This is a genomic window from Streptomyces sp. CoH27 (assembly GCF_020181035.1).
Taxonomy (GTDB): domain Bacteria; phylum Actinomycetota; class Actinomycetes; order Streptomycetales; family Streptomycetaceae; genus Streptomyces; species Streptomyces camelliae.
On record NZ_JAIQYY010000030.1, the window covers coordinates 15,198 to 31,558 of the forward strand.

Genomic DNA, 16,361 nt, shown 5'->3' on the forward strand with positions numbered 1-16,361 from the left:
GACGGACAGCCCTTAGGCCCACCGTCAACCATCACCTGGGACTGGAACGTCAAGCATCAGCTGGGATCCGACAGCTGGGTGGGCCTCTCGTCGGTACTCATCGAACAGGCTGAAGAACAGCTCAACCGCAGGTACGCCGGCCTCTTGTGCCTCGCGTTCGATCTCGACCGCCCAGCCAAGGGAGCTGTGACGGCCGAGCCGCTGCCACAACCACTCGGCGAACGGGCCCTGAGTGCCAGGGCTCCAGAAGGGGAAGTCTTCCTCGGCACCGTGCACTGCCATCGCGGTTCGGTAGCCGATGAGCATGGAGTCCAAGTGCTGGAGTGAGCCGCCGCGTAGCCACATTTCGGGGCGCAGGCGTATCTCATCGAGGAACTCATGGACGCTGGAGAGCTCCGTGACGTGCCTCGGTTGCCGACGTGCGTTGTCCGCTTCTGTCATCGGGTGAGCAGCTGCCTGCCATCGTGGCTGCGTACGTGAGGACCGTTGCCGTCCAAGGCGTCCAAAAGCCTGACGGCGAAGACCTCGGACATACGCGCGCTGACCTCGTCGGGTGTTAGCCAAGCGACAGCCGTGGACTCGCTTGAGGTGCGCTCTGTGCCGCCGGAAGGCTTGCAGCGGAAGACCAGGGCCACGATGCCGCGGGTCAGGTTCTTGTAGACGCCGGTCAGTTCGTCCACCTCGACGTGGATGCCGGTCTCCTCCAGGACCTCGCGGGCGACGCCGGCCTCGGGGGTCTCGTTGAGTTCGAGGATGCCGCCGGGGAGCTCCCAGGTGCCGTTGTCGGCTCGGCGGATCGCCAGGAGGCGGCCGTCCTCGCGCACCACCACTCCGGCCACGGATACGGAGTGCAGGGGAGACGGCGTCGCTTCCTGTGCTTGACTCATGTAGAGGAGCATAGGAGGCAGAGAAGGACTATGGGAACTGCGGCTGGAGGGGTCGGGTCCGGACCTCGGTACGTGCAGATCGCGGACGAGATCGTGCAACAGATCCGGGCGGGAGTTCTCAAGCCTGGCGACATGGTGCCGAGTGAGTCTGAGCTGGTGGAGCGCTACGGCGTGTCCGGCGGGACGATTCGTAAGGCCATGGTCGAGGTGCGGGCGAGTGGGCTGGTCGAGACCCGGCACGGCAAGGGCTCGATCGTGAAGAACCGGCCTCCAGTGCGGCACCGCTCCTCCGATCGCTTCCGGCGCTCGCTCCGGCAGGGCGGACAGGCGGCCTACCTCGCGGAGTCCGCTCAGTCCGGCGCCACCGCCAAAGTCAGCGTTCTCTACATCGGGCCCATGGAGGCGCCCGAGGATGCCGCCCAGCGACTGGGCGTCTCGGTCGGTACGCAGGTGCTGGCTCGTCGTCGCCTGTACTTCCGTAACGGCACCCCGGTCGAGACCGCGACGTCGTACCTGCCCTGGGACGTCGTGAAGGACATCCCGGAGCTGTTCGCCGAGAACCCCGGCGGCGGTGGCATCTACGCCCGACTCGAAGACCACGGGCATGAGTTCGCGGAGTTCGTCGAGACGCTGCAAGCACGGCCGGCCTCCAAGGCGGAAGCCTCGGAGCTGGCACTGAGTCCGGGTGCGCCCGTGGTTCATCTGATCCGTGAGGCCCGTACGACCGCGGGTCTCGTGGTTGAAGTGTGCGACACCCTCATGGCCGCCGACCAGTTCGTTTTCGAGTACCGGATCCCTGCCGCCGACTGACGCGCACTCAACTCTCCGCAACCCGTCACGAGTTCCTCTTCGTGGCGGGTTGACTCATGTACAGGAGTCAGGCACTCTTCTTCACGTCACTCATGTACATGAGTGACGGAGTTCGGCATCTATAGAGGAGTGATCTCTGTGCGTCAGATTCCCGTCGACACCGCCGGCGCGGTCGTGATGGTCGCCAAGTCCCCGCAGGTCAAGGTCCGTGACCGCCGTACCGGCGAGATCGCCACCGACGCCGAGACCGGGGCCAAGCTGATGACGGTTGACGTGATGTTCGCGGCGAACGAGGAGGTGGAGATCCTCTCCATCACCGTCCCGGAGCCCGGCATCACCGGCGAACTGGCCATGGGCACGCCGGTCGCACTCACCGGCCTGATCGCCCGCCCCTGGGAGAACGACTTCAACGGCCAGAAGCGGCACGGCATCGCGTTCCGCGCGGTCGCGGTCACCTCACTCGCCGACGCCGCCGCAGGGCCCAAGGCGGCCTGATCATGACCGGCTTCTCGGTCTCCCTGGTGCTGGTCGCCGTCGCCGCGGTTCTTCTGCGGTGGCGGCGCCCCGCCTGGTACTGGCTGACCTTCGGGGTCACGCTGGCCGTGGTGCGGGTCCTGGTCCGGTACGGCTCCGTCATGGACGCGTGCGGGTTAACGGTGCCGCCTGCGCGGTGGCGGCTCGCTCTCGCCCGTGCCACCAACCGGCCGATACCGGGACCACGGGCCCCGCGCATCCTGCGGTTGCGGCCCACTCGCACCGGCTTGATCCTGCGGCTCAAGCTCCGTCCCGGGCAGGACGCCTTCGATATCGCCGCCGCCTCGGACCGGCTCCGGCACTCGTTCTCCATGTACGGCGTGACCTCGCGAGAGCTGCGCTCCGGCGTCGTAGAGGTGCGGATGACCGGCTACGACGTCCTCAAGCGGGTGCAGATGCCGGCCAAGACCGACATCCGGCCAATGCGGGTACCGGTCGCCCTGCGGCAGGACGGCTCAGTGCACTACCGGGACTATCGCGCGATACCCCACGCCCTCACCCTCGGCGCCACGGAGTCCGGCAAGTCCGTCTACCAGCGGAACCTCGTCGCCGGACTCGCCCCGATGGACGTCGCCCTCGTCGGCATCGACTGCAAACAGGGAGTTGAACTGTTCCCGCTGGCCCGCCGATTCTCCGCGCTGGCCGACGATCCCGACACCGCCGCCGAAGTACTCGATGCGCTCGTGGTCCGGATGGAGCGCATCTATCAGGTCATCCGGGCTCAGCAGCGCATCACCGCCGACGTGTCGGACGCGGAGATCGCCGCCAACATCTGGGACCTGCCCGATCACCTGCGCCCGGTCCCGGTCGTGGTCCTGGTCGACGAGGTCGCCGAACTCGCCCTGTACGCCAACAAGGAGGAGGAGAAGCGCCGGGATCGCATCATCACCGCCCTGGTCCGCCTCGCCCAGCTCGGCCGCGCGGCCGGCATCTACCTCGAAATCTGCGGACAGCGCTTCGGCTCCGAACTCGGTAAGGGCATCACCATGCTCCGCGCCCAGCTCACCGGCCGCACCGCCCACCGCGTCAACGACGAGACATCTGCCAACATGGCCTTCGGCGACATCGCCCCGGACGCCGTCCTCGCCGCCATCCAGATCCCGGCCGAAATGCGGGGGCTCGCTATCGCGGGCGACTCCTCCGGAGGATGGCACCGCATCCGTGCTCCGCACACCTCGCTCCGCCAGGCCGTGAACATCTGCAACCGGCACGCCGACCGGACCCCGGACCTGCCCGAGCTGGCTCCGTTCCGGCCCGTCCTCTCCGCCTCCGCCGCCGCTCCCGTGTCGCTGGCCAAGGCTTCCTCAGCCGCTGTCTGATCCCTCTCGGATCCCCACCGGTCGGCGCGACCGCCTTCGCGCCAGGTCCCTACCCCCGCCATGCCTAAAGAAGGGAGAACTCGCCGTGTGCCCGAACTGCGAGGACTTCGCCCGGACCGTGCTCCTGCTCGGCCAACTCGCCTTGTACGCCGACATGGCCGGCGCTGACCTCGACTTCGTGGAAGTCGTCAGCGCGTCCCTCGCCGTCTCGCTGCCCGAGCCGCCGCCCGGCACGTTCCCGTCCGGCTACGACCCCGACGGCGGCCCCGCCTACCCCGGTGACTCCTGATGGCTGCCCGTCACGGGCTCCGTGTCGACGCGGTCCTGGTTCAGGCCGTCATCGCCGGTGCCCTGTCCTTCGCCCACCTGCACGACCTGGCCTCCGCTGCCGGACAGAACGGTTGGAAGGCCTGGGCCTACCCGGTCAGTGTCGACCTGCTCTTGGTCGCCGCCTGGCGGCGCCTGCGCAGTGAGGGCCCGTCTCGACTGGCTTGGTGCTGGTTCGTCGTCGCGCTGTTCGCCTCGCTCGGCGCCAACGTCGCCACGGCCGGGTTCCTCGACCTGGCCGACCCGCCCGCCCTGCTCCGTCTCGGCATCGCCGGATGGCCCGCGCTCGCCTTCCTCGGCGGAACGCTCCTCGCGCACTCGTCGGCTGCGGAGTCGGGACCGGTGCCGCCGGCATGTGTCGCGGACGTGGAGGAGGTCGTGTCTCCGGTCGAGCAGCCGGTCCCGGACGCCGAACGCGCATCGGGAACTGAGCCGGTGCCCGAGCCTGACGGCGTCCCCGCATCTCAGGCCCCGGCTTCCGCTCCTCCGGTCCCCGCCGTCCTGGTCGACCACGCCCGGAAGGTCGCCGACGAGTACCGCGCCCGTACCGGTGCCCCGATCGACACAGACACCCTGCGCTCCCGCCTCGGCGTCCCGCCCCACCTCGCCGACGCCATTGCCGCCCACCTCACCTGACCAGCACGAGAGGAAGACCAGTGACCCGCGACCCGGCCGACCTGACCGCCTCCGACTACCTCGACGGCGCCCGCGAGATGGCTGCCGCCAACCGGCCCTTCCTCGCCCACCTGCTCGCCGAGGAAGCCGCCCGCCTCACCGCCGACCCGGCCACCGCCGCCGGTATCCGCGCCAGCTTCCCCGCCCCGACCACGGCCCGAGAGGAGACCGACTGACATGCCCGCCCGCGACCACTTCCACTCCGTGATGCACATCGGCCCGGTGCAGATCGGCACGCACCGCGACCGCCACGGCCAGACCAAGCACGCCGCCGTGTGCACCTCCGACGACTGCGGTTGGTCCGCCGACTACTCCAGCCAGTCCGCGGCCCAACTCGCCGCCCGCACCCACCGCTGCCGCGTCCGCTAGGAGACCCACCGCCATGCAGGTCCCGCTCTGGTTCGCCCTGCTCGTCGTCGGCTACCTCGGCGTCAAGCTCATCCGCCCGCCCGCCTGGCTCATCGCCGTACTCCTGCTCGGCGGCTTCCTCCTCGCCGACAGCGTCCTCGCCCCGGCCATCAACGCCCTCGTCAAGTAGCCCGCCCGCGAGAGGAGACCACCCATGCTCCGTCCGAAGATCCCCACCATGCCGATGCCGACGGGCCTCACAACCCCGCCCGCCGTCGTCGAGCCGACCACCGTCACCCGGAACGCAGAGATCCCGCCGGTCACCACGCCTACTCCGGCGCCGTCCCGGCCCACGGTCCAGTTCACGCCCGGCACCGCGCTCGCCCTCGTCGGCGGCGGCACGGCCGTCGTCCTGGTCCTCGGCGCCGTCCTGGTCTCGCTGCTCCTGGCGGTCGCCATCACCGGCGCCTCGGTCGCCGTCTGCGCGGTCGTCCTGCGCTCCCTGCTCGCCGCCGACGCCAAGCGTCGCTGACCGGCACCCGGGCGGCCTCGATACCGCCAAGCATCCGCCGCCCGGGCGCCGTCCCTGTCCGATCTCACAACCGGAAGGAACCCCAAGCATGGCCCACCGCGCCTCACCCGCGACACCGAGTGCGCCCATGCCCGACACATTGCTTGACCCGATCACCCTCGGGGACGTGCTCCGGGTGGCCTCGGCCTCCGACTACGCACGCTGGGAAGACCAGATCCGCCGCACCGGCGGCTGCTCCGACCCGATCCACCTCACCGGCTGGGTCCTCCACAAGGACAAGACCACCGGCGAGACCCTGCACCACTACTCCACCGAGAAGGAGCCGGCCGGACGCCTCCGCCTCGCCTGCGGCAACCGTCGCGCCTCGCGCTGCCCGTCCTGCGCCTGGACCTACGCGGGCGACACGTACCACCTGATCCGCGCGGGGCTGGCCGGGGACGACCGCCGCAACGTCCCCGCCACCGTCCGCGATCACCCGCGCGTCTTCGCCACCCTCACGGCGCCCTCGTTCGGCCCGGTCCACAACCGTCCCGATCACGGCTCCTGCCGCTGTGGCACCCCGCACGCGCCCGACGCTCCGGAGCTGGGCACCGCCCTCGACCCGGACACCTACGACTACGCGGGCGCCGTACTGTTCAACAACCACGCCGGACAGCTCTGGCAGCGATTCACCACCCGGCTCCGCCGCGAACTCGCCGCCCGCGCCGGCCTGCCTCGCCGGGAACTCGCCGAACACCTTCGGGTCTCGTACGGCAAGGTCGCCGAGTTCCAGAAGCGCGGGGCTCTGCACTTCCATGCCGTCGTGCGCCTCGACGGCCCGGAGGGGCCCGGAACACCACCGCCCGCCTGGGCCACGGTCGAGCTCCTCACGGACGCCGTACGTGCCGCCGCAGCGCACTCGTACACGTCCGTCTCGGTCCCGGCTGCCGGTGATGAGCCCGCCCGTACCTTCCGCTGGGGCCGACAGGTCGACGTCCGCCCGGTCAAGGCCTTCGGTGACGGCTCCGACATCACCGAACAGGCCGTCGCCTCGTACGTGGCCAAGTACGCGACCAAGGCCGCCGAGAACACGGGCACCCTCGACCGCCGCATCGGCGAACTCGCCGAACTCGACCGCCACCAGGTCCCGGACCACACCCGGCGGCTCATCACCGCGTGCCGCGACCTGGACAGCCTGTACCCGGACCGGCGCCTGTGGGCCTGGGCCCACATGCTCGGCTTCCGCGGGCACTTCTCGTCCAAGTCGCGCACCTACTCCACCACCCTCGGCGCCCTCCGCCAGGAACGCGCCGAATACCGCGCCGCCCAAGAGGCATCCGTCCTCGGCCTCGACGACCGCGAGCCGGACACCGTCCTCGTCCTGGCCGACTGGCAGTACGCCGGCCACGGCCACACGCCGGGTGAGGCCGCCCTCGCCGCGACCATCGCCCGCGACCTCCAGACCAACCGCGAGACCGCCCGCGACGCCCTCCTGAGCGAAGGGAGCACGGAATGACCACGGCCATCCGGTCACGACGCACCATGCTCACCCTCGCGGAGGTCTGTGAGGAACTGGCCATCTCCCGCTCGACCTTCTACGACTGGCGCGCCAAGCACCGCGCGCCACGCTGCATCAAGCTCCCGAACGGCGATCTCCGGATCCGGCGGAGCGACCTCGATCACTGGCTCGACGACTGCGAGGACGCCGCCTGATGGAGACCACGTACGACGTGAAGATCTACAAGATCCTCACCTACAAGGGCGCCAGGAAGACCACGTACACCGTGCGTTGGACCGTGGCGGACAAGCGCTGGCGCGAGCCCTTCAACACCGTCGCACTCGCCGAAGGCTTCCGCTCCGAACTCATCCGGGCCACAGGAAAGGGCGAGGCATTCGTCGTCGCTACCGGCCTTCCGGTGTCCCACCGTTCCAAGTCCGCCGCCATGAGCTGGTACAAGTTCGCCGTCGAGTACGTGGACGCCCGCTGGTCTCAACTCGGCGGCAACAGCCGCAAGAACATCGCCAAGACCATGACCGCGACCACCATCGCCCTGCTGCGGGCCAAGCCCACCCAGTTCGCACCTGCTGCCGTGCGGACGGCCCTCCGCGAATGGGCGTTCAATACCAACCGACGCCCCGACGCACCCCGAGACGTGCTGGCCATCCTCAAATGGGTCGAGCGGAACTCCCTGCCCGTCTCGGCCTGGGAGGACCCGGAGAAGGTCGACCAGGTCCTGCAAGCCATCGACACCCGCCTCGACGGCAAGCAAGCGGCGGCCTGGTCCCGGAAGCGCAACCGCCGGATCCTCAACGTCGCCATGAAGTACGCGATCCGACGGCGCATCCTGCGGACCAACCCCCTGCCCAAGGGCAAGGATTCGACGGCGGCCACGAAAACCACGAATGCCGTCGACAAGCGGTCTTTGCTGAACCCCGTGCAGGCGGCGGCAATCCTCGACTGGATTCGGCGCCGGCCGCGCGGCGGCAAGCGGCTCCACGCCTTCTTCGCCACGCTGTACTACTGCGGCCCCCGGCCCGAGGAAGCCGTAGCCATGCGCGTGGAGGACGTGACGCTGCCCGCCCCCGACGCCGACGACCAGTGGTGCGAGCTGCTGATCCACACAGCGACGCCGGAGATCGGGAAGCAGTGGACCGACACGGGGGAGATCCACGAGCAACGCGACCTGAAAGGCCGTGCGGAGGGTGAAACACGCACCGTGCCGGGGCATCCGGCGCTGACGCGCATCCTGCGCCAACACATCGAGGACGAACAGCTCCAGCCGGGTGATCTCCTCTTCCAGGGGGAGACCGGTGGCATCCTCGCCGGCTCTGTCATCCGCCGGGCGTGGCGCAGCGCCCGTAAGGCCGTGCTGCCCCCGCACGTCTTCGAGTCGCCCACCGGACGCCGCGTCTACGACAACCGGAACACGCGCCTGACGAAGTGGCTCAACGACGGCATCCCGCCCGCCCAGGTGGCGGAGTGGGCCGGGAACAGCGTCGCTGTGCTCCTGGCGACCTACGCCCGGTGTGTCGACGGGCAGCTGCCGGATCTCAAACGGCGGCTGGAAGCCGCTGGCGATCTCCCTGAGGCGGAGGTGCCGGGCGCTGGCTGATCTTCCACCGGTCGAGAACTTCGACACGTATTCGACACGGCCACCCGCGAAAACCCGGTGACAGCCGGACAGCCCCGGACCGCGCCCTTGATCACCAGAGGGGTGTCCGGGGCTGACCCGTATCGAGCGAAACGGCCCCTGACCAGCAAAAAGCCCTCCCGAGCGGGAGGGCTGAGACGTGCGCCCCCGGCAGGACTCGAACCTGCGGCCAAGCGCTTAGAAGGCGCCTGCTCTATCCACTGAGCTACGGGGGCCTGGTGGCGGGACCAAGGATAAAGCTCCCTGTTCCTCGACCCTGTCGCTTCGCCTCCGTGGCTCGATGTGGAGGTTCGGTGAAGCGGTCCTGATAATCGCAGGCAGGTACGAATCGTGCACCGCTTTTGGCGTCCGACGCACCGGGTGTTGTGCACTCGTTATGCCTGGACTGTGCCTGCGTCCCAGTAGTCCCTTCTGTCCGTTCCACTCGGTCGGCACGCAGACATGTCCATATGCTTCAGAATTCCCCTAAAATTGGGCATTCTTCGCATGTGGTGACCTTGGACGTACGGCCTCAGCTGCTCGACACACTCTCCGCGCTGCGCGACCGTGTCGCCGCCGCTCGCTTTCCGCTGCCCCTGGCCGGAGCGCCACGCACGCGTGCCAACCGCGACGAACTCCTCGCGCAACTCGACGACTACCTGGTACCCCGCCTGAGGGATCCCGAGGCGCCCTTGCTGGCCGTCGTCGGCGGCTCCACCGGCGCCGGCAAGTCGACGCTCGTCAACTCCCTGGTCGGCCGCAAGATCAGTGAGGCCGGCGTGCTGCGGCCGACGACCCGGACGCCGGTCCTCGTCTGCCATCCGGAGGATCATCACTGGTTCAGCGGCATGCGCGTGCTGCCCGATCTCACGCGCGTGTGGTCGGCCCAGCAGGAGGCCGCCGACGACCTCCTGCTGCCCGGCGCGCACCCCGCGCGCGTGCTGCGCGTCGAGACCGCCGAGACCCTCCCGCGCGGACTCGCCCTCCTCGACGCCCCCGACGTCGACTCCCTCATCGCCGACAACCGGGTCCTCGCCGCCCAGCTGATCTGCGCCGCCGACATCTGGATCATGGTGACGACGGCCGCCCGCTACGCCGACGCCGTCCCCTGGCACCTGCTGCGCACCGCCAAGGAGTACGACGCCGCCCTCGTGACCGTCCTGGACCGGGTCCCCCACCAGGTCGTCTCCGAGGTCTCCCGGCAGTACGGCGCCCTGCTCACCAAGGCCGGGCTCGGCGACGTACCCCGCTTCACCGTGCCCGAGCTGCCCGAGTCAGCCTGGGGCGCCGGACTGCTGCCCGCCACGGCCGTCGCGCCCCTGAAGAACTGGCTCGTCCACCACGCCCAGGAGCCCGCCGCCCGGCAGCACGTCATGGCCCGTACCGCCTACGGCCTGCTCGACTCGCTCAAGTCCCGCATGCCCGAGCTGGCCGGCGCGGCCGCCGCCCAGTACGCCGCCGCCCTCAGGCTCACGTCCGCCGTCGACTCCGCCTACGACAGCGAGCACGCGCGCGTGCACAGCCGACTCCAGGCCGGTGCCGTACTCGCCGGAGACGCCCTCAAGCGCTGGCGCGCCTTCCCGCTGGACTGCACCGCCGGGGAACTCCTCGACGCGCTCGTCGAGAGCCTGGCCGCCCTGCTGCTCTGCTCCGTCACCGCAGCGGACGAGCGCGTCGACGACGCCTGGCGGCGCGAGCCCGCCGGAGCCGACCCGGCCCTCACCGCCGGCGAGTCCACCGTGGAGAGCGCCGAGCACCGCATCGGTATCGCCGTACGGCGCTGGCGGCGCGAGCTGGAGGAGTACGCCGAGGAGGAGTCGCGCGACCTGGAGCGCTCCACCACCCCTGATCCGGAGGCGGTCGCCGCCCTGGTCGCCACCGCGCTGCTGGGCGGGCGCCGGGCGCGCACCGCCGGCGAGGGGCTCGCCGAGCGGCTCGGCGCCCACGGCGCGCTGCGGCTGCGCGACCGGGCCGGCCGGCTCCTGGGTGACCACGTGGACCGCGTCCTGCACGCCGAACGCGAGCGGCGCCTCGCCCCGCTCGACGCCCTCGACGTCCATCCCGAGCCCCAGGCCGAGCTCATCGCCGCGCTGTCCGTACTGCAGAAGGAGAGGTGACCGGTGACCGCCGTCACTGACCAGGACCACACGGATCACACCGACCACATGGGGCGCATGGAGCGCATGGAGTACGGCATGGAGTACGACAGCAACGGCCGCGTGGAGCAGAGCGAGGGCACAGACACCGTGGGGGACCGCCGCGCCGGTGCGGACAGTACGGAGACCAGGGCTGGGGCCGGGGCCGAGAACGCGGTGAGTGAGCCGTACGCGCGCGTGCGGGACGCCATGGACACCCGGTACGACAACGACATCTACGAGCAGGACATCTACGAGCACGACGGCTATGAGGAGGACGAGGGGGGCGAGGAGGACGAGCACCCGGAAACCGGCGATGGCGCCCGCCCTGACCTGTCGCGACGTCCGGACCTGGCCCCGACCTGGCTCCCGACCTCGGACCCGACCTGGCGTCCGAGCTTGTCGAAGACCCCGGATCAGGCCGCCGTCCCCACACGCCCGCTCCCGCTCCCACTCCCGACCCCGCACCCCCGTACCCCTGTCGGCCTCACCCCCCGCGAGCCCGCCACGGACGCCGAACCCGGCCCCGGGGCGGCCGAGTCGGTCCGATCGGCCGAATCGGTCCGATCCGCCGAATCGGTTGGAACCGTTGGAGCGGTTGGATCAGTCGGGTTGCCTGAACGAGCCGGACCGCCGAAGTCGCTCGGATCGCCGAAGTCGGCCGGTTCGGCCGAGTCGGCCAGATTGCCGCATTCGGCGGACTCACCGGACTCACCGGACTCAACAGACTCACCAGACTCACCAGACCCATGGGACTCACCAGACCCACGGGACTCGCCCCGGGACTCACCAGACTCACCAGACTCACCGGACGCGGCGGAGTCGGCCGAGGCGTGGGACGACGGGCTCATCGCCCGGCGGGTCACGGAGGCCACCGCCGCCGCCCTCGCCGCCGAACGCGCCTCCGTGCTGGACGGAGCCGGCCGCGGCCCGGGCCACCAGACCCCCACCCCGCTCGCGTACGACGGCCCGCTGCGCTCCCGCCTGGACGCCCTGCGCGAACTGGTCGGGCTCTCCCGCACCCGGCTGGACAGCCACACCCTCGCCGAGGCCGGCCGGGTCCTGGACGAGGCCGCCGCCCGTCGCAAGCTGTCCGGCCGCCACACCGTCGTCGCCATCGCGGGCGCGACCGGCAGCGGCAAGTCACAGCTGTTCAACGCCCTCGCCGGAGTGGCCATTTCGGAGACCGGGGTACGGCGTCCGACCACGGCCGCGCCCATCGCGTGCAGCTGGAGCGACGGCGCCGCGAGCCTCATCGACCGCCTCGGTATCCCGGGCCGGCTGCGCCGCCGTCCGCTGCAGAGCCCGGAGGCCGAGGCGCAGTTGCGCGGGCTGGTCCTGGTCGATCTGCCCGACCACGACTCCGCCGCCGTGGAGCACCGCAAGCAGGTCGACCGGATCCTGAAGCTGGTCGACGCGATGATCTGGGTGGTCGACCCGGAGAAGTACGCCGACGCCGTGCTGCACGAGCGCTATCTGCGGCCCATGGCCGGCCACGCGGAGATCATGTTCGTCGTCCTCAACCAGGTCGACCGGCTCCCCGGCGAGGCCGCCGATCAGGTCCTCGACGATCTGCGTCGGCTGCTGGACGAGGACGGCATCGCGCTCGGCGAGCACGGCGAACCCGGCGCCACCGTGCTCGCGCTGTCCGCGCTCACCGGCGAGGGCGTCGACGAACTGCGCGAGTCGCTCGGTCAGTTCGTGGCGGAGCGCGGCGCGGCGGCCCGCCGGGTCGCGGCCGACGTCGACGCCGCCGCGGCCGAACTACGGCCCGTCTACATCACCGGGCACCGGGCAGGCCTCAGCGAGGACGCGCGCGAGGAGTTCGCCGCGCGGCTCGCGGACGCGGTGGGCGCCACCGCGGCGGGCGATGCCGCCGAACGCGCCTGGCTGCGCAACGCCAACCGGGCCTGCGGCACGCCCTGGCTGCGGCTGTGGCACTGGTACCGGCGCCGCGGCGAGTCCGCCACGGGCCGCCACCTGGTGCGAACCCAGACCGACGAGGAGGCCACGGCCCGCCAGCGCGTGGAACAGGCGGTCCGTACGGTGTCCGACCGGGCCTCGGCCGGGCTGCCGACACCCTGGGCGCAGGCGGTACGCGAGGCGGCCGTACGCGGCTCCCAGGGGCTGTCCGAGGCGCTGGACGAGCTGGCCGGGCGGGCCGGTCTGCCACCGGGGCGTCCGCCGCGGCCGGGGTGGTGGCCGGCGGCGGTGCTGGTGCAGGCGGCGATGACGCTGTTGCAGGTCGTGGGCGGCCTGTGGCTGACGGGTCAGATCGCCGGTGTCATGGCGCCCAACCTGGGGATTCCGGTGCTGCTGATGGTGTGCGGGATCATCGGCGGGCCGCTGGTGGAGTGGGGCTGCCGGATGGCCGCGAGAGGCCCGGCCCGGCGCTACGGCCAGGACGCGGAACGGCGCCTGCGGGAGGCGGCCGCGGGCTGCGGCCGGGCCCGGGTGCTGGATCCGGTGGCGGCGGAGCTGTTGCGCTACCGGGAGGTGCGCGAGCAGTACGGGCGGGTGATGCGGACCGGGGTGGGGGGCGGGTGAGGGGGTGTCCGTTGACGCGGGGTGAACGGCGTTTCCCTTGCTCCAGCGTTTCCCCTGCTCCGCCGTTTCCCCTGCTCAGGGGTGTGAGTGAGGGAGCTGTGGACGAGGATCACTCGTCCGGGTGACGGAGTTTTCCACAGGTGGGGTGGTCGTCCACAGAGCTCAGCGGGCCCGGCCCGACGGCGGCAGTCTGGGGGTGGCGGCGATCGCGGTGCGGTCGCCGGACGTACCAGACACAGCCGTACGGGGCGGGCCCGTACGCGTGCCGCCCGCCGGCCGGAGCGCGCCGGGCGGGGGAGGGGAGCGAGGACATGAACGAGACCATCGTCTGCGTGGTGGGGAACGTGGCGACCCAGCCGGTGTACCGGGAGCTGGCGGCGGGCCCCTCGGTCCGGTTCCGGCTGGCGGTGACTGCCCGCTACTGGGACCGGGAGAAGAGCGCCTGGACGGACGGGCACACCAACTTCTTCACGGTGTGGGCGAACCGGCAGCTCGCGGTCAACGTGAAGGCGTCGGTGGAGGTGGGCCAGCCCGTCGTCGTCCAGGGCCGGCTGAAGGTGCGCACGGAGGTGCGTGACGGGCAGCAGCAGTGGGCCTCCGCCGACATCGACGCCGTGGCGATCGGCCACGACCTTTCGCGCGGTACGGCGGCCTTCCAGCGCGCGGCCAGGCCGGAGACGCAGCCGACGGCACCGAGGCCGGAGCCGAACTGGGAGACACCGCGCCCGGCGGACCCCGCGGCCGAAGCCGCTGAACAGTCGCAGCCCCAACGGACGCGGGAGCCGGCGTTGGTGACGTGATGCCCCAACGAGACGTGGGAGCCGGCGTTGGTGACGTGATGTCGGTCGTCGGCCCCGGTAGGCGTGTGGGGACGCAGTCCGACCGCCCAACACCCCACCCGAACCGGTGGATTTGTCGATATGCGCAGCTCATGGACGGTCCCGGCGATAACGATTCCGGATCGGATCGGCCATCGGATCATCCGACCGGCAGGAGAGGCTCCGCGTGATCCATAAGATGCCGGGCATGCCCCTCGGGGCCGCCGATTCTGCTGGTGGGACCGTCCCCCACGTCCAACGGGTCCTGCTCGAAGGGGAATTCTGTGCTTCCTGCGTTCTCTGGGTTCCGCCGGTCCGCCCTCGTGGCCCGCCTGGCCGCCGCCGCGACGGTGTCCGGCATCGCGGCGGCCGGTGTGCTGTCCGGCGCCGGCACGGCCGTGGCCGAGGGGACACCGCAGGCCGAGGGCGGCGCGACGGCCACGATCAACGGCCTGAAGACCTACGGCGAGGCCGTGGTCCACGAGGCCGGTGGCGAACAGCGGGTGGCGGCGGGCCTGTTCGAGATGTCCGTCGACGGCGGCGGAACCCTGCAGACGTACTGCGTCGACCTGCACAACCCCACCCAGCGCGACGCCCACTACCAGGAGACACCCTGGAGCGGCACCTCGCTGGGCACCAACAAGAACGCCGGCAAGATCCGCTGGATCCTGCAGAACTCCTACCCCCAGGTCAACGACCTCGCCGCGCTGGCCCGCAAGGCGGGCGCCGGCAACCTCACCGAGCAGGACGCGGCGGCCGGCACCCAGGTGGCGATCTGGCGCTACTCCGACGGTGCGAAGGTCGACGCCGTCGATCCGCAGGCCGAGAAGCTCGCCGACTACCTGGAGAAGAGCGCCCGCGACCTCGCCGAGCCGCAGGCCTCCCTCACCCTGGACCCGCCCGCGGTCTCCGGCCGGCCGGGCGATCTGCTGGGCCCGGTGACGGTGCACACCAACGCGTCCGGTGTCGCGGTCAGCGGGCCGGCGGACGCGGCGACCACCGGGGTGCGGATCATCGACAAGACCGGCAAGGTGATGACGACCGCGAAGAACGGCAGCCGGCTGTACTTCGACATCCCCGAGGACGCGGCGGACGGCACGGCCCAGCTGACCGTGCAAGCATCCACCACCGTCCCGACGGGCCGTGCCTTCACCTCCGACAGCCGCAGCCAGACCCAGATCCTGGCCGGTTCCAGCGAGTCCACGGTGTCCGCGACCGCGAGTGCCAACTGGGCGGCCGAGGGCGCGATACCGGCGGTGTCGGCGCGCAAGAACTGCGCCAAGGACGGCGTGGACATCACTGCGTCCAACAGCGGGGACAAACCCTTCACCTTCGAGCTGATGGGCGCCGAGCACACCATCCCGGCGGGCGCCACCCGCACGGTGACGGTCCCGCTCCAGGAGGACCAGGCCTACGACTTCACGATCACCGGCCCGAACGGCTTCACCCACCGCTTCACCGGTGTCCTCGACTGCAAGACCCAGGGCGCGATCACGACCGAGCAGGCCAGGATCCACAACGACCCCCGCCCCGCCACGGTCGGCGGCACCACGGCCCCCGACACCAACCTCGCCGCGACAGGCGGCTCCGCGATCACCCCCCTGATCGCCGGCGCGGCCATCGGCCTGGTCGTCATCGGCGGCGCGGTCCTGGTGATCCTGCGCCAGCGCGAACAGCGGAACGACTCATGACCATCCCCGGCAGTGCCGGACCAGCCACCCTCACCAGCCACGAAGCCCCAGACGGCCGTCCGCCTCCCGGATCGGCCTAGGATCTTCTGTCATGGACATCGTGGAACTTCTCCTGATACTGGGCCTCTTCGCGGGGATCGCGAGCGTCCAGAGCCGTCTCTCCGGCATGGACAAGCGACTGGTGCGCATCGAGGGCCGACTCGCTCTGATCGCCGACCGGTTGGGCCTGGAGGAGTCGGACGAACAGCGCGCGCAGCGGGAGCGGGTCGAGGCGCTGGTGCGCGAGGGCAAGCAGGTCGCGGCGATCAAGGCGTACCGAGAGATGACCGGTGCTGACCTGAAGGAAGCCAAGGACGCGGTGGACCGGATGGGTGGCCGCTAATCTCTACGGCTTCCTGGTCTGGCGATGTACGGCGTCGTGGTGTGGCGATGTACGGCGTCGTGGTCTGGCGATGGGTGAGTACGCGTGGCCCGCGGGCCCGAGTGTGCCAGCATCAGACGCGGTCCGGCGTAGCCGGGCGGCGACCGTCGCGGCTCTGCCGGTAGGGACCCGGGTCACCGGAGAGGTCATCGGCCGCCGGCCCTTCGGCGTCTTCATACGGATGGACGGTGTACGTGACGCTGTCGC

At 70.9% G+C, this 16,361-nt stretch carries 19 protein-coding genes and 1 tRNA gene; 17 read left to right on the forward strand and 3 right to left on the reverse strand.

The features are described 5' to 3' along the window. Positions 1-24: 24 nt before the first annotated feature. Both LE548_RS37065 and LE548_RS37070 read right to left on the reverse strand, forming a co-directional pair. A complete protein-coding gene (locus tag LE548_RS37065) occupies positions 25-441 on the reverse strand; it encodes a hypothetical protein (RefSeq protein WP_225101434.1) in 417 nt (138 codons plus the stop codon). Further along, positions 438-899, reverse strand: coding sequence for an NUDIX hydrolase (locus LE548_RS37070; protein ID WP_225101435.1), 462 nt, complete (start codon positions 897-899; stop codon positions 438-440). The genes LE548_RS37065 and LE548_RS37070 overlap by 4 nt, the downstream gene beginning before the upstream one ends. Before the next feature lie 18 nt (positions 900-917). Between LE548_RS37070 and LE548_RS37075 the strand changes: the two genes are divergently transcribed. The 12 genes from LE548_RS37075 to LE548_RS37130 all read left to right on the forward strand — a co-directional run bounded on the left by LE548_RS37075 (position 918) and on the right by LE548_RS37130 (position 8,524). Beyond that, a complete protein-coding gene (locus tag LE548_RS37075; RefSeq protein WP_225101436.1) occupies positions 918-1,697 on the forward strand; it encodes a GntR family transcriptional regulator in 780 nt (259 codons plus the stop codon). Between the two features lie 138 nt (positions 1,698-1,835). Next, positions 1,836-2,192, forward strand: a complete 357-nt coding sequence (locus tag LE548_RS37080; RefSeq protein WP_225101437.1) for a hypothetical protein — start codon at positions 1,836-1,838, stop codon at positions 2,190-2,192. Between the two features lie 2 nt (positions 2,193-2,194). Next, positions 2,195-3,550: an FtsK/SpoIIIE domain-containing protein gene (locus LE548_RS37085; protein WP_225101438.1), complete on the forward strand. Its 1,356-nt coding sequence runs from the start codon at positions 2,195-2,197 to the stop codon at positions 3,548-3,550. 85 nt (positions 3,551-3,635) lie between these two features. Further along, positions 3,636-3,839 carry a hypothetical protein gene (locus LE548_RS37090; protein WP_225101439.1) on the forward strand — a complete coding sequence of 68 codons (204 nt, stop codon included), beginning with the start codon at positions 3,636-3,638 and terminating at the stop codon, positions 3,837-3,839. Beyond that, positions 3,839-4,513, forward strand: coding sequence for a DUF2637 domain-containing protein (locus LE548_RS37095; protein ID WP_225101440.1), 675 nt, complete (start codon positions 3,839-3,841; stop codon positions 4,511-4,513). Before LE548_RS37090 ends, LE548_RS37095 begins: the two co-directional genes overlap by 1 nt. A 20-nt stretch (positions 4,514-4,533) precedes the next feature. Further along, the gene (locus LE548_RS37100; RefSeq protein ID WP_225101441.1) at positions 4,534-4,728 is read left to right on the forward strand and encodes a hypothetical protein; all 195 of its coding nucleotides are present in this window, start codon (positions 4,534-4,536) and stop codon (positions 4,726-4,728) included. Position 4,729: 1 nt separating this feature from the next. After that, entirely contained in the window at positions 4,730-4,921 is a 192-nt protein-coding gene (locus tag LE548_RS37105; protein WP_225101442.1) for a mobile element transfer protein, read from the forward strand. Positions 4,922-4,934: 13 nt separating this feature from the next. Next, a complete protein-coding gene (locus LE548_RS37110) occupies positions 4,935-5,090 on the forward strand; it encodes a hypothetical protein (protein WP_107069211.1) in 156 nt (51 codons plus the stop codon). Between the two features lie 24 nt (positions 5,091-5,114). Continuing rightward, positions 5,115-5,432 (forward strand): SpdD-like protein, encoded by a 318-nt coding sequence (locus LE548_RS37115; protein ID WP_225101443.1) that lies wholly within the window; start codon positions 5,115-5,117, stop codon positions 5,430-5,432. Between the two features lie 127 nt (positions 5,433-5,559). Continuing rightward, positions 5,560-6,927 (forward strand): replication initiator protein RepSA, encoded by a 1,368-nt coding sequence (gene repSA, locus LE548_RS37120; RefSeq protein ID WP_225101444.1) that lies wholly within the window; start codon positions 5,560-5,562, stop codon positions 6,925-6,927. Continuing rightward, positions 6,924-7,124 (forward strand): AlpA family transcriptional regulator, encoded by a 201-nt coding sequence (locus tag LE548_RS37125; RefSeq protein WP_225101445.1) that lies wholly within the window; start codon positions 6,924-6,926, stop codon positions 7,122-7,124. Before repSA ends, LE548_RS37125 begins: the two co-directional genes overlap by 4 nt. Then, entirely contained in the window at positions 7,124-8,524 is a 1,401-nt protein-coding gene (locus LE548_RS37130; protein ID WP_225101446.1) for a site-specific integrase, read from the forward strand. The genes LE548_RS37125 and LE548_RS37130 overlap by 1 nt, the downstream gene beginning before the upstream one ends. A 181-nt stretch (positions 8,525-8,705) precedes the next feature. Here LE548_RS37130 and LE548_RS37135 read toward each other — a convergent pair. Then, positions 8,706-8,778: transfer RNA gene (locus tag LE548_RS37135), tRNA-Arg, on the reverse strand. 273 nt (positions 8,779-9,051) lie between these two features. On the opposite strand from LE548_RS37135, the gene LE548_RS37140 reads away from it, so the two are divergent. From LE548_RS37140 to LE548_RS37160, 5 genes are all read left to right on the forward strand, one after another. After that, positions 9,052-10,659: a dynamin family protein gene (locus LE548_RS37140; protein ID WP_225101447.1), complete on the forward strand. Its 1,608-nt coding sequence runs from the start codon at positions 9,052-9,054 to the stop codon at positions 10,657-10,659. 702 nt (positions 10,660-11,361) lie between these two features. Next, a complete protein-coding gene (locus LE548_RS37145) occupies positions 11,362-13,224 on the forward strand; it encodes a YfjP family GTPase (protein ID WP_374116225.1) in 1,863 nt (620 codons plus the stop codon). Between the two features lie 311 nt (positions 13,225-13,535). Further along, positions 13,536-14,024, forward strand: a complete 489-nt coding sequence (locus tag LE548_RS37150; protein ID WP_225101448.1) for a single-stranded DNA-binding protein — start codon at positions 13,536-13,538, stop codon at positions 14,022-14,024. 302 nt (positions 14,025-14,326) lie between these two features. After that, complete coding sequence (locus LE548_RS37155) at positions 14,327-15,733, forward strand: Cys-Gln thioester bond-forming surface protein (protein WP_225101449.1); 1,407 nt, start codon at positions 14,327-14,329, stop codon at positions 15,731-15,733. Positions 15,734-15,824: 91 nt separating this feature from the next. Next, positions 15,825-16,115 (forward strand): ribosomal protein L7/L12, encoded by a 291-nt coding sequence (locus LE548_RS37160; RefSeq protein ID WP_225101450.1) that lies wholly within the window; start codon positions 15,825-15,827, stop codon positions 16,113-16,115. The last annotated feature ends 246 nt before the right edge of the window (positions 16,116-16,361 follow it).